Consider the following 12,230-nt stretch of genomic DNA (forward strand, 5'->3'; position numbering starts at 1 on the left):
CGTCCTGGACGCCACGGCTTCGCCGTCGCCGTGGCCCTTCCCTGGAGACACCGATGAAACGCACCCCTCACCGGCTGCCGAGACGCCCCCTGGCGGCAGCCACGGCCGCGGCCGCAGTGCTCGGCCTGTTCACCGCACTGCCCGGGACCCCTGACCTCGACGCGGCTCCCGTCGCCGCTGCCGAGACCTCCACGACCGTCTTCTACTACACCAAGACGAAGAACTGGACTGCGTACAACCTGCATTACGCGCCGGACGGCGGTTCCTGGACCTCCGTGCCCGGTGTGGCGATGGAGGCCGCGTGCACCGACTGGGTCAAGAAGACCGTCTCGCTCGGCACCGCGGCGGGGCTGAAGGCGACCTTCAACAACGGCTCGGGTGTCTGGGACAACAACGCCGGCAAGAACTACGACCTGGGCAGCGGGAACGTCACCGTCAAGGACGGGGTCGTGGCGCACAGCGACCCGTGCGCCGGGACCGGCCCGGACCCGAGCCCCACCGGCGACGGCGCCAACACGGCCTCGGTGTACTACTCGACGGCCACCGTCGGCTGGACCACCACCAATCTGCACTACCAGCCCGCGGGCGGCTCCTGGACCACGGTGCCGGGCGTCGGTATGGAGCCCGCCTGCACCGGCTGGGTGAAGAAGACGGTCGACCTCGGCGCCGCCACCTCGATGCAGGCCGTGTTCAACAACGGCAACGGGGTCTGGGACAACAACAACGGCGGCAACTACACGATCCCCGCCGGCGTCAGCACCGTGAAGGACCGCGCGGTGGCCAAGGACGCCAAGGACCCGTGCGTCGCCGAGCCGCCGGACACCCAGGCGCCGACCGTGCCCACCGAGGTGACGGCCAAGGCCGACGGGGTGGCCGTCATCCTCACCTGGGAACCCTCCTCCGACAACAAGAAGGTGACCAAGTACCAGGTCACCCGGACCGGAGGGACCAAGGGCAGTGTCGTCACCGATGTGAGCTCGACGGTGCTCTCCGAGTCGAACCTGGAGGAGAAGACCGCCTACACCTACACGGTCAAGGCGGTCGACGCGGCGGGCAACACGTCTGCCGCCTCCGCGGACGCGAAGGCGACCACCGGGGTCAAGCCGCCGACGGCCGCCCAGGGCAGGCCACTGGGCACCGACCCGCGCAAGGACCCGATCTACTTCGTGCTGACCGCACGCTTCAACGACGGGGACGCGGGCAACAACCGGGGTGGCAACCAGGACGTGAAGTCCGGCAACGCCGCCAACAACGACCCCATGTTCCGGGGTGACTTCAAGGGTCTGGTCAACAAGCTCGACTACATCAAGGGGCTCGGCTTCTCGGCCATCTGGATCACCCCGGTCGTCCTGAACCGGTCCGACTACGACTACCACGGCTATCACGGCTACGACTTCTACAAGGTCGACCCGCGCCTGGAGTCCGCCGGAGCCTCGTACCAGGACCTGATCAACGCGGCCCACGCCAAGGGCGTGAAGATCTACCAGGACGTCGTCTACAACCACTCCTCGCGCTGGGGTGCCAAGGGCCTGTTCACCCCGACCGTCTACGGCGTCAGGGACAGCCAGTGGAGCTGGTACTACGACGAGAAGAGCGAGGGCTTCGAGTACGACGGACTGACCGTCGACCCCAAGAGCGGCAAGTCGTACTACAACGGCGACCTGTGGTCCACGGCCGAGCCCGCGGGCAACACCTGTCTCAACTGGGGCAAGGCGACCGGGGCCACCTCACCCGAGGGCTACAGGATCTACAACTGCCAGTGGCCCAACCCCACATCGGGCATGTTCCCGAAGGAGTACTACCACAACTGCTGGCTGGGGAACTGGGAGGGCGAGGACTCCCGCTCGTGCTGGCTGCACGACGACCTCGCCGACTTCAACACCGAGTCCGCACCGGTCCAGAACTACCTCATCGGCGCGTACAACAAGTACATCGACATGGGCGTCGACGGATTCCGCATCGACACCGCCGTCCACATCCCGCGCACCACCTGGAACCGCCGCTTCCTGCCCGCGATCCAGGAGCGCGTCACCCAGCAGTTCGGCGCGGAGGCCGCGAAGAACTTCCTGGTCTTCGGTGAGGTCGGCGCGTTCGTCAACGACAAGTGGAACCGTGGCTCGGTCAACCACTCCGCGCAGTTCTTCACCTGGAAGGAACGCAAGGAGTACGCCGCCGACGACGCCAAGGCCGCGCTGGAGATGTACGACTACGAGCAGCAGCTCGGCACCGGGGCACAGCCGACCTCGGACAACGCGTTCCTGAACGGCAACACGTACCACGTACCGGACCACAGCAAGTTCTCCGGCATGAACATCATCGACATGCGCATGCACATGAACTTCGGGGACGCCACGAACGCGTACAACAACGGCAAGGACTCCGACGACTCGACCAACGACGCCACCTACAACGTCGTCTACGTCGACAGCCACGACTACGGCCCCAACAAGAGCAGTGAGCGCTACACGGGCGGCACCGACGCCTGGGCCGAGAACATGGCCCTGATGTGGACCTTCCGCGGCATCCCCACCCTCTACTACGGATCGGAGATCGAGTTCCAGGCCGGCAAGAAGATCGACTGCGGCCCCACCTGCCCGCTGGCCACGACCGGACGGGCCTACTACGGCGACCACCTCGCGGGGAGCGTCACGGCCTCGGAGTTCTCCAAGGTCGACTCCGCCACCGGTGAGGTCGCCAACACGCTGGCCAAGCCCCTGGTCAAGCACGTCCAGCGGCTCAACGAGATCCGCCGGGCCGTGCCCGCCCTGCAGATGGGCCAGTACTCCACCGAGGGCATCACCGGCCAGATGGCGTACAAGCGGCGCTACACCAGCGGCGCGACGGACAGCTTCGCGCTCGTCACCGTCACCGGCGGAGCCTCGTACACCGGTATCCCCAACGGCACGTACAAGGACGCCGTCACCGGCGACACGCGGGTCGTCACCGACGGGAAGCTCACCGTCGCCGCCCCCGGCAAGGGCAACATGCGCGTCTACGTGCTGAACGGCCCGGGCATGATCGGCACCGCGGGCCCCTACCTGAAGTAGGCGGGCAGCAGCGGTCACCCGACCGCAACGCGAGCGCCCCGACGGGCCGGCCATGCCGGCCCGTCGGGGCGCATCCGCGTGCGGCGGCGGCCTACGGAGCGCCGCCGTCCGAGGCCAGCAGGGCCTCCCGGCCGATCATGGCCGTGGAGCCGGGTGCCGTACAGGCGAAGGCGCCCGCCACCGCGCCCAGCCGGGCGGACCCGAGGGCGTCCCGGCCTTCGAGCCGTCCGTACAGGAACCCGGTGACGAACGCGTCGCCCGCACCGTTGCTGTCCACCACCGGTGCGGGAGGCGAGGTCGCCGGGACGTGGAGCGGATCCGGAGCGCCGTCGCGGGTGAGGACGTAGGAGCCCTCCGCACCCGCCGTGGCCACCACCGTGCCGGCGCGGCCCTCACGCAGGATCTCCCGCATCAGCGCAGGCGTTCGGTCACCCGTCACCGCCGCGCTGAAGAACACGAGATCGGACCGGAGGGCGAACTCCCGCTGATGGTCGGCCAGCCCGTCCCAGTCGTGCAGATCGGTGGAGACCGGGACACCGAGGGCCTCGATGTCGTCGTACAGGAAGCGGGTGAAGTTCATGATGGACAGATGGACATGGCGGGCGCGCCGCAGCCGGGGAAGATAGAAGTCCTGCGGCATCCTCAGGTCCTCGGGATCGCGGGCGTCGTAGAACGACATCCGCCGGCCGGTCGAATCCACCAGGTTCACCGCACGGCGGGTACCCGCCGCCGAGACCACCGGGTGGAACTCCACATCGCCCTTGGCCAGCCGCTCGCGCACCTGCGCACCGGTCCAGTCGTCGCCGATGCAGTCGAGCAGCGCGACCTCCAGCCCCAGCGCTCGGGCGCCGAGAGCCACGTTGCCCCCGGTGTGACCGGGCCACTCCTCGATCGGGCCGACCATGACCGAGTCGGCGAGCGGGACGGGCAGGGCGTCGACGCGGACGATCGTGTCCACTCCGCTGCCGCCGACCACCAAGACGTCGTATTCCGTTAGTTGTTGGACCACTGTTCCGCCTCTCGGTTCCCGCCGTGATCATTATGGCCGAGGCCCCGTACGGATGTCCGGCCCGCTCCGGGCCCGGATGCCGGGCGATGCGTTCCGGCCAGGGTCCAGTCGTCCCTTGTGCCACCGCGAGCACGGACGACCACTCACCGCGCGTCGCGGAGACCCCCTGACTATGCTCGACCGGGGGCCGACGACCTGACTCACATGGAGGCATCCATGCTGCCGCTGCCCGAACCGCGCGACTACCCGCCGCGCATCGCCACCGGCGCGTTCATCCTCAATTCCGGTCTGGGCAAGCTCAAGGCGGACGAGGCGACCCAGCAGGGACTGCACGGAATGGCCTGCACCGCCTACCCGTTCCTGAAGAAGATCGGGCCCGGCCGGTTCACCCGGTTGCTGGCGTGGTCCGAGATCGCGGTGGGCGGCAGCCTGCTGGTTCCCTTCGTCCCGACCAGGCTTGCCGGGCTGGCCCTCACCGGATTCTCCGGAGGACTGGTCGGCCTGTACCTGCGGGTGCCGGGAATGCGGGAACCCGGCAGTCTGAGCCCGACCCAGGACGGCGTCGCGCTGGCCAAGGACGCCTGGATGTTCGGCATCGGGCTGGGCTTCCTCGGCGCGGGCACACGCCGGGCCGGCGCGGCGGCACACCGCTGCCGCCGGCACCGCGGGTGCGCACGCTGATCCACCGGCACCACCCGATCCGTCCGCGCCGGGGTGGGGGCACGCTCTCCGTGCCACCACCCCGGCGTCAGCCGCGCACCCGGGCCATCAGCAGGGCCACGTCGTCGTGGTCCTGGGGAGCCCGCAGCTCGCGCAGCAGCCGGTCGCAGGAATCCTCCAGCGACGGATCCGGATGCCGCAACAGCCCCAGCAGGCTGTCCAGCCGGCTGTCGATGTCGACCTCCCGGGTCTCCACCAGCCCGTCCGTGTAGAGCACGAGCAGGTCGCCGGGCCCGAGCGGGACGGTGACGTCGCTGAACGGCACACCACCCACGCCCAGCGGTGCCCCGGGCGGCAGATCGAGCAGACGCGGCGCACCGTCCCTCGGGACCAGCACCGGCGGGAGATGACCGGCCGTACTCACCCGGCACCGCCCGGCGTCCGGGTCGTACACGGCGTACACGCAGGTGGCGAAGGGCGGGTCCAGGTCGGCGGTGATCTCGTCGAGGTGGCCCAGTACCTCCGCGGGCTGGAGACCGAGCCTGGACAGGGTCTGCGTGGCGGTACGCAGCCGCCCCATCGTGGTGGCGGCGTTGATCCCGCTGCCCATCACATCGCCCACCACGAGCGCGGTCCGCCGGTGCCGCAGCCCGATGACGTCGAACCAGTCCCCGCCGACCTCGTACCGCGAAGCGGCCGGCTGGTAGCGGGACGCCACCTCCAGACCCACCGGATCGTGGTGGTTGCGCGGCAGCATGCTGCGCTGCAGGGTGAGCGCGGTCTCCCGCTGCTGCCGGTAGAGCCGGGCGTTGTCGATGCTGACCGCCGCGCGGGCGGCCAGCTCGCACGCCATCAGCTCGTCGTCCTCGGTGAACGGCAGCGGATTGTCCGTACGGATGAGGTCGATCGCGCCGAGGACCTCGCCCCGTGCGATCAGTGGCACCGCCATGTAGGAGTGCGCGCCCGCCTGCGCGAGGAGCTCGGCCGACCGGCTGTCCCTGGCTATGCGCGCCAGTATCCCCGCGTCGAGGTACGGCTCCCGGACCGGCCGGCCGGTCCGCACACAGCGGGTGATCAGCCGGTCGGCACCGTACTGGGCCGCGTGTCCCGGCGGATCCGCCGCCTCCACCACGGGGTTCGGCCGCGCCGCGACGATGGCCAGGGCCTGGATGAGGATCGGCCCCTCGGTCAGGCCGGGGTGCCCCTTCAGGACGCTGTCCAGGACATCGACCGCGGCGACGTCGGCGAGCTGGGGCACGGTGACCTCCGCCAGCTCCTGGGCCGTCTGCTCCAGATCCAGCGTGGTGCCGATCCGTACCGAGGCGTCGGCGATCAGTGCCAGGCGGTTCCGGGCGCGCTCCACCTCGGCACCCGCCCGGTAGCGGTCGGTCACGTCGATCAGCGACACGGCGATCCCGAGCACCCGGCCCCCGGAGTCGTCCAGGCGGTACAGCGACATCCGCCAGGCACGGTCGGTGTCCGGATCGGCGGGCGTGCGTCCCACCACCTCGTGGGACACCTGCGGCACACCGCTGCTGAGGACCTCGCGCATCGCCGCCCCGATGGCGTCGGAGTCCAGGAACGGCAGCGCCTCTCCCACCCGGCGGCCCAGGTGGCCGTCGGCGCTGAGCCCGTCCATCCGCTCCAGCGCGGGATTGGCGGCCAGATAGCGCAGATCGTGGTCCAGGACGGCCAGGCCGATCGGCGACTGGTCGACCAGGCGCACGGACAGCGCGAGATCCTGTTCGACCGCGCGCAGCGTCGCCCCGTCCGCCGCCAGTCCCAGCGCGTAGAAGTCGCCCCGGTCGTCCTGCAGCCGCATGTTGCGGAACTCGAGCAGCCGGGTGGTGCCGTCCTTGTGCCGCACGGGGAAGACACCCGCCCACACCTCGCCGCTGCTCATCACCTCGGTGAAGAGCCTCAGCACCAGCTCGAAGTGCTCCTCGTCCACGAGCACCCGTGCGGCGAACCGGCCCAGCGCCTCGGCGGGCGCGTAGCCGAGCAGCGCCTCCGCCTGAGGGCTCCACAGCACGATGCGTCCCTTGGTGTCCAGCACCATCGCGCCCACACCAAGGACGTCGAGCAGGCCCCCCTCCGGGGAGCGGTGCACGCCTTCCCTGCGCGCATCGCCCCAGCCGGTCCGCATGTCATCAGTGCCGCCCACAGACGATCCTTTCCATGCAGTCCTCGCGCCCGGACGCAGGTCCGCTGTCTCCCATGGTCGCCCCGGAGCCACCACCCCCGCAGCTTCGACGGCTGCGCACCGTGTGCCGCAGGGAGGTTTCGGAAGCCCGAGGGCGGTCACCCGCAGCGTACGGAGCCGAACACACGAAGACGACCGTCAGGAGAGTGAGAACCCATGGAGAACTGGCGCATGCTCGCGGCCTGCCGCGAGGAGGACCCCGACCTGTTCTTCCCCATCGGGAGCACCGGCCCCGCGCTGGTGCAGACCGAGGACGCCAAAGCGGTGTGCCGGAGCTGTCCCGTACGGCAGGAGTGCCTGCGGTGGGCTCTGGACAACGGCCAGGACGCCGGTGTGTGGGGTGGTCTGGACGAGTCGGAGCGACGCACGCTGAAGCGCCGTTCGCGCAGGCGGGCCAAGGACCCCCGGTAGCGGCGAGGGCATCGTCACACCGATGGCCGCCGTGCCCGCCTGGTGTTTCTCCGGCAGGCGGGTACACGATGAGGCATGGACACCACGGCATGGATCGTCATCGGCGCAGTCTTCGTGCTGCTCACGGTGGGCGTCGCCGGCGTTCTCCTGGTACGGGTCCTGCGCGCCAGGAAGCTGCTGGCCGACGCCGGGGTTCCGCTGCGCGACAAGGCGCTGCTCTGGGCGGCGGTGATCTACACGGTCTCGCCCGTCGACCTGCTGCCGGACCCCGTCTACCTCGATGACATCGGCTTCCTGCTGCTGGCCCTGCGTTCGCTGCACGGTGCCGCGCGGGCCGCGGGAGTGGGCAGGCACGGGGAGCGGCCGGTGGAGTCCCGGAGCCTCGTGCCGTAGGGCCCCTCGTACCGCCTGCGGAGGGATCGACGTCCGGATTCCGGGCGTCGCCCATGTGCGGGGAACCGGATCCGTCACGCTCGTTGACAGCTGAGCACGTACACGTCACTCTCCTGGGAGAGCGCTCTCCCATCCGGTTCCGGGACACCGGTCCCTCACTCTTCTGCCAGGAGAGAATGTGCACAGACCTAGCGCAGCCCTGCCCGCGAGACCGCGTCCGGGCACGCTGCTGATCACTCTTCTCGCGCTTCTCGCGTCGTCGCTCGTGATGCTGACAGCGCCCCCTGCCCGTGCCGCCGAGTCGCTTCTCTCGCAGGGGAAGAACGCCACCGCCTCGTCCCACGAGGGGGACGGCTACGCGGCCTCCGCGGCGGTGGACGGAAACCTGACCGGCACCCGCTGGGCCAGCGAATGGCGCGATCCCCAGTGGATCCAGGTCGACCTGGGGGCCACCGCCGACCTCAGCAGGGCCGTACTGACCTGGGAGTCCGCCTACGGCAAGGCGTACGAGATCCAGGCCTCCGACAACGGATCGGACTGGCGCACCCTCAAGACCGTGACCGCGGGCGACGGCGGAACGGATGATCTCGCCCTGTCCGGCTCCGGCCGGTACGTCCGCATGTACGGCACCGCCCGGGCCGGGGGGTACGGCTACTCCCTGTGGGAGTTCCAGGTGTACGGCACCACCGGCCCGCCGCCCGCCACCGGCGGCGCCGTCCGCGTCACCGGCTCGCAGGGCAACTGGCAGCTGACCGTCGACGGGAAGCCCTACCAGGTCAAGGGCCTGACCTGGGGCCCCTCCGTGGCCGACGCGGGCCGCTACCTCCCCGACCTCAGGTCGATGGGCGTCAACACCATCCGCACCTGGGGGACCGACGCCTCGTCCAAGCCACTGCTCGACGAGGCCGCGGCCAACGGCATCCGGGTCGTCAGCGGCTTCTGGCTCCAGCCGGGCGGCGGCCCGGGCAGCGGCGGCTGTGTCAACTACCTGACCGACGACGCGTACAAGACCGCCTCGCTCACCGAGTTCGCCAAGTGGGTCGACACGTACAGGAACCACCCGGGCGTCCTCATGTGGAACGTCGGCAACGAGTCGGTGCTCGGGCTCCAGAACTGCTACAGCGGTGACGAACTGGAGAGGCAGCGCAACGCCTACACCACCTTCGTCAACGACGTGGCGAAGAAGATCCACACCATCGACCCGAACCACCCGGTCACCTCGACCGACGCCTGGACCGGAGCCTGGCCCTACTACAAGCGCAACGCCCCCGACCTCGACCTGTACTCGGTCAACTCCTACGGCGACATCTGCGGTGTGCGGGGCGCCTGGGAGTCCGGCGGCTACACCAAGCCCTACATCATCACCGAGGGCGGTCCGGCCGGTGAGTGGGAGGTGCCGGACGACGCCAACGGTGTCCCGGACGAGCCCACCGACGTCCAGAAGGCCGAGGGCTACACCAAGGCCTGGAACTGCATCACCGCCCACCAGGGGGTCGCCCTGGGCGCGACCCTCTTCCACTACGGAACGGAGCACGACTTCGGGGGCATCTGGTTCAACGTGGTGCCCGACGGCAAGAAGCGGCTGTCGTACTACGCGCTGAAGAAGGCGTACGCCGGATCCACGGCCGGGGACAACACCCCGCCCGTCATCAGCGGCATGACGGTCCAGAACGCCGGCGGAGCCCCGGCCGGGGCGGAGTTCACCGTCGGGGCCGCCATCCGGGACCCGGACAACGACCCGTTGACGTACCGGATCTTCCTGAGCGGGAACTACGCCACCGGTGACAAGGCCCTGGTCGAGGCCGCCTGGCGCGCCACGGGCAACGGCACCTTCGCGGTGAGGGCGCCGGACCGGCTCGGGGTGTGGAAGGTCTACATCCAGGCCGAGGACGGACACGGCAACGCGGGCATCGAGACCAAGTCCGTGAAGGTCGTGGTGCCCCCGGTCGCCGGCACCAACCTGGCCCTCGGGCGGCCGGCCACCGCCACGTCCGCACAGGCCGGCAGCACCGGCTGCCCCTGTACCGCCGCGATGGCGACCGACGGCAGGATGGACACCCGCTGGGCCAGCGACTGGAGCGACCCCCAGTCGATCCAGGTCGACCTGGGCGAGCGCACGTCGTTGCGCCACATCCAGCTGGTGTGGGACCCGGCCTACGCCAAGGCGTACGAGGTACTGGTCTCGGACGACGGCACCAACTGGCGGTCCGTGTACTCCACCACCAGTGGCAACGGCGACGCCGACGACCTCGACCTCGCGCAGACCGCCCGTTATGTGAAGCTCAACCTCACACAGCGGGGCACCGGTTGGGGCTACTCGCTCTGGGAGTTCGGTATCTACGGCTGACAGCCGGGCGTGCGCCGGTGGGGAGGGCTTCCCTCACCGGCGCACGCCGTCACGGGGCGTGTCGATGGCGGGCCGCGGGCGGGGAAGCGCACAAGGTGAGGGTATGAACGTCGCAGACATCCTGACCGAGGGATACACCCGCATCCAAGAGACCGTGCACGCGGCCGTCGAGGGTCTCGAACCCGACACCCTCAACGCCCGCCCGGACGACGGGGCCAACTCGATCGCCTGGCTGGTCTGGCACCTGACCCGCGTCCAGGACGATCACCTCGCCGACGCGGCGGGCACCGAGCAGGTCTGGTTCACCGAGGGCTGGGCCGCACGCTTCGACCTGCCCTTCGCCAAGGGCGCCACCGGCTACGGGCACAGCAGCAAGGAGGTCGGCGCGGTCAAGGTCGGCTCGGCGGACCTGCTGCTGGGGTACTACGACGCCGTGCACGCACGTTCTGCCGAGTTCATCGGCGGCCTCGACGGCAAGGCGCTCGACCGCGTCGTCGACGAGGCGTGGTCGCCGCCCGTCACCCTGGGGGTCCGGTTGATCAGCGTCCTGGCGGACGACCTCCAGCACGCGGGACAGGCGGCTTTCGTGCGCGGCTGCCTGGAGCGCCGCTGAGGGCTCCCGTTCGGCCAGGGCCGGCTCGCGGCGCAGGCCCGATGCCCTGGAGGGGGACCCGGCCCCGGCCCCGGCGATCACCTCGTCCGGCGCCTCGGAGAATTCGGGCCACGGCTGGGTGCCGACCCGGGCCGGCCGGAGGCGGCGGGACGGCAGGGGAGTCAGGCCGACAGGGCGGACGCGCCGCGGGTGCGGGCGTAATGTCCCGGGCCGGTGCCCACGACCCGCTTGAAGTGGCGTGTCAGATGGGACTGGTCGTAGAACCCCACGGCGCCCGCCACCTCCGAGGCGGGCATCCCCCGCAGGAGCAGCCGGCGTGCGAGATCGACCCGGCGACCCGTCACGTACTGGTGCGGTGCCATGCCGAACTCCCGGCTGAAGGCCCGCACCAGGTGCGCGTGATGGGCGTGCAGCCGCAGCGCCGCGTCCTGGAGCGTGATCCCCTCCACGAACCGTTCATCGAGCAGATCCCGCAGCCGGTGGGCGACCCTGCGGTCGTGCACGTACCGTGCGGGCTCCGGACGGCTGCGCAGATGCCGGTCGAGCCGTTCGGCGACCAGCGCGAGACGGCTTGCCGCCTCCAGTTCGTCGCCCGGGCCGGCGAGCGTCGTGTGCAGGCGGCCGATCCTGCGGCGCAGGGCCGGATCGCGCAGGACGGGCCGGTCGACGGCCATGCCGACGAGCCCCTCGTCGACCTGGGCGACATCGAGGTAGAGGACGCGCTTGCGGAACCCCGCGGCGGTGGCGGCGCCGCCGTTGTGCGGGACGTGCGGGGGCAGCAGGGTCACCACGTCGGTGAGCACCCCGTGCTCGTGGCGGTCCAGGTCGTAGCGGACCATGCCCTCGTCCACGATGAGCAGGGTCCAGGCGGCATGGGTGTGCATCGGGTAGGTGTGGTCGGTGAAGTGGGCGTGGAAGACCTCTTCGATTCCCGCCACCGACGGACGCCACGCGGTGATGTCCGGACGTGCAGCCATGAGCCGATCGTACGCCCGGGCCCGCTGCTCCCCGGCCGTTCGCTCCCCGGCCCGGGGAGCAGACGTGCAAAGTTCGTACAAGACCGGGCGGCGTGCTGCCGGGCAGGCTCGGGGCCATGACAGATGAACTCGCCCCCGTCCGCTTCGACACCAAGATCGCCGTGCTGCTCCGGGACGACCTGGAGACGTGGCAGCGCCTCAATGTGACGGCCTTCCTCGTCAGCGGGCTCGGTACGGCCGTGCCCGAGGTGGTCGGCGAGCCGTACGCCGACGCCGACGACACCCCGTACCTGCCGATGTTCCGTCAGCCGGTGCTGGTCTTCGAGGGGCCGAAGGAAGTGCTGACGACGGCCCACACCCGGGCGGTCGGCCGGGGAGCGATCCTTTCGGTGTTCACCTCCGACCTCTTCGCGACGGGCAACGACCGGGACAACCGGGCCGCCGTCCGCGCGGTGCGGCGGGACGGTATGGATCTGGTGGGGCTGGCCGTGCACGGGCCCCGCAACGCCGTCGACAAGATCCTCAAGGGCGCGTCGATGCATCCCTGACCACGTGGGACGCGGGCGCGCG

10 protein-coding genes are annotated in these 12,230 nt (G+C 70.4%); 7 read left to right on the forward strand and 3 right to left on the reverse strand.

Going from position 1 to position 12,230, the window contains the following annotated elements; translation table 11 throughout:
* Positions 1–53 precede the first annotated feature (53 nt).
* Positions 54–3,047 carry a carbohydrate binding domain-containing protein gene (locus tag OG446_RS35575; RefSeq protein ID WP_328897905.1) on the forward strand — a complete coding sequence of 998 codons (2,994 nt, stop codon included), beginning with the start codon at positions 54–56 and terminating at the stop codon, positions 3,045–3,047.
* A gap of 91 nt (positions 3,048–3,138) precedes the next feature.
* Here the strand turns inward: OG446_RS35575 and OG446_RS35580 are convergent, their stop codons facing one another.
* Entirely contained in the window at positions 3,139–4,026 is an 888-nt protein-coding gene (locus OG446_RS35580) for a carbohydrate kinase family protein (protein WP_328898520.1), read from the reverse strand.
* A 246-nt stretch (positions 4,027–4,272) separates the two neighbouring features.
* Here OG446_RS35580 and OG446_RS35585 point away from each other — a divergent pair, with 246 nt between their 5' ends.
* Positions 4,273–4,737 (forward strand): hypothetical protein, encoded by a 465-nt coding sequence (locus tag OG446_RS35585; RefSeq protein ID WP_328897906.1) that lies wholly within the window; start codon positions 4,273–4,275, stop codon positions 4,735–4,737.
* A gap of 67 nt (positions 4,738–4,804) precedes the next feature.
* Here OG446_RS35585 and OG446_RS35590 read toward each other — a convergent pair whose 3' ends face one another.
* Positions 4,805–6,862 carry a SpoIIE family protein phosphatase gene (locus OG446_RS35590; RefSeq protein WP_328898521.1) on the reverse strand — a complete coding sequence of 686 codons (2,058 nt, stop codon included), beginning with the start codon at positions 6,860–6,862 and terminating at the stop codon, positions 4,805–4,807.
* A 213-nt stretch (positions 6,863–7,075) separates the two neighbouring features.
* Between OG446_RS35590 and OG446_RS35595 the strand changes: the two genes are divergently transcribed.
* The 4 genes from OG446_RS35595 (at position 7,076) to OG446_RS35610 (ending at position 10,683) form a co-directional block, all read left to right on the forward strand.
* Positions 7,076–7,330, forward strand: coding sequence for a WhiB family transcriptional regulator (locus OG446_RS35595; protein WP_328897907.1), 255 nt, complete (start codon positions 7,076–7,078; stop codon positions 7,328–7,330).
* Positions 7,331–7,405: 75 nt separating this feature from the next.
* The gene (locus tag OG446_RS35600) at positions 7,406–7,723 is read left to right on the forward strand and encodes a YkvA family protein (protein WP_328897908.1); all 318 of its coding nucleotides are present in this window, start codon (positions 7,406–7,408) and stop codon (positions 7,721–7,723) included.
* A 178-nt stretch (positions 7,724–7,901) separates the two neighbouring features.
* Positions 7,902–10,070 carry a discoidin domain-containing protein gene (locus tag OG446_RS35605; RefSeq protein ID WP_328897909.1) on the forward strand — a complete coding sequence of 723 codons (2,169 nt, stop codon included), beginning with the start codon at positions 7,902–7,904 and terminating at the stop codon, positions 10,068–10,070.
* A 103-nt stretch (positions 10,071–10,173) separates the two neighbouring features.
* Positions 10,174–10,683, forward strand: a complete 510-nt coding sequence (locus OG446_RS35610) for a mycothiol transferase (protein WP_328897910.1) — start codon at positions 10,174–10,176, stop codon at positions 10,681–10,683.
* 161 nt (positions 10,684–10,844) lie between these two features.
* On the opposite strand, the gene OG446_RS35615 is transcribed toward OG446_RS35610, so the two are convergent.
* On the reverse strand, positions 10,845–11,660 hold the full coding sequence (locus OG446_RS35615; protein ID WP_328897911.1) for a helix-turn-helix transcriptional regulator: 816 nt from the start codon (positions 11,658–11,660) through the stop codon (positions 10,845–10,847).
* A gap of 116 nt (positions 11,661–11,776) precedes the next feature.
* On the opposite strand from OG446_RS35615, the gene OG446_RS35620 reads away from it, so the two are divergent.
* Positions 11,777–12,208 carry a DUF2000 domain-containing protein gene (locus OG446_RS35620; RefSeq protein WP_328897912.1) on the forward strand — a complete coding sequence of 144 codons (432 nt, stop codon included), beginning with the start codon at positions 11,777–11,779 and terminating at the stop codon, positions 12,206–12,208.
* Positions 12,209–12,230 lie beyond the last annotated feature (22 nt).

The sequence above is a fragment of the Streptomyces sp. NBC_00236 genome (genome assembly GCF_036195045.1).
Taxonomy (GTDB): domain Bacteria; phylum Actinomycetota; class Actinomycetes; order Streptomycetales; family Streptomycetaceae; genus Streptomyces.

Coding starts and splice junctions, on each gene's coding strand:
- OG446_RS35595 (WP_328897907.1), top strand. CDS start 7,076: ATGGAGAACTGGCGCATGCTCGCGGCCTGCCGCGAGGAGGACCCCGAC.
- OG446_RS35585 (WP_328897906.1), top strand. CDS start 4,273: ATGCTGCCGCTGCCCGAACCGCGCGACTACCCGCCGCGCATCGCCACC.
- OG446_RS35620 (WP_328897912.1), top strand. CDS start 11,777: ATGACAGATGAACTCGCCCCCGTCCGCTTCGACACCAAGATCGCCGTG.
- OG446_RS35575 (WP_328897905.1), top strand. CDS start 54: ATGAAACGCACCCCTCACCGGCTGCCGAGACGCCCCCTGGCGGCAGCC.
- OG446_RS35610 (WP_328897910.1), top strand. CDS start 10,174: ATGAACGTCGCAGACATCCTGACCGAGGGATACACCCGCATCCAAGAG.
- OG446_RS35590 (WP_328898521.1), bottom strand. CDS start 6,862: ATGCGGACCGGCTGGGGCGATGCGCGCAGGGAAGGCGTGCACCGCTCC.
- OG446_RS35600 (WP_328897908.1), top strand. CDS start 7,406: ATGGACACCACGGCATGGATCGTCATCGGCGCAGTCTTCGTGCTGCTC.
- OG446_RS35615 (WP_328897911.1), bottom strand. CDS start 11,660: ATGGCTGCACGTCCGGACATCACCGCGTGGCGTCCGTCGGTGGCGGGA.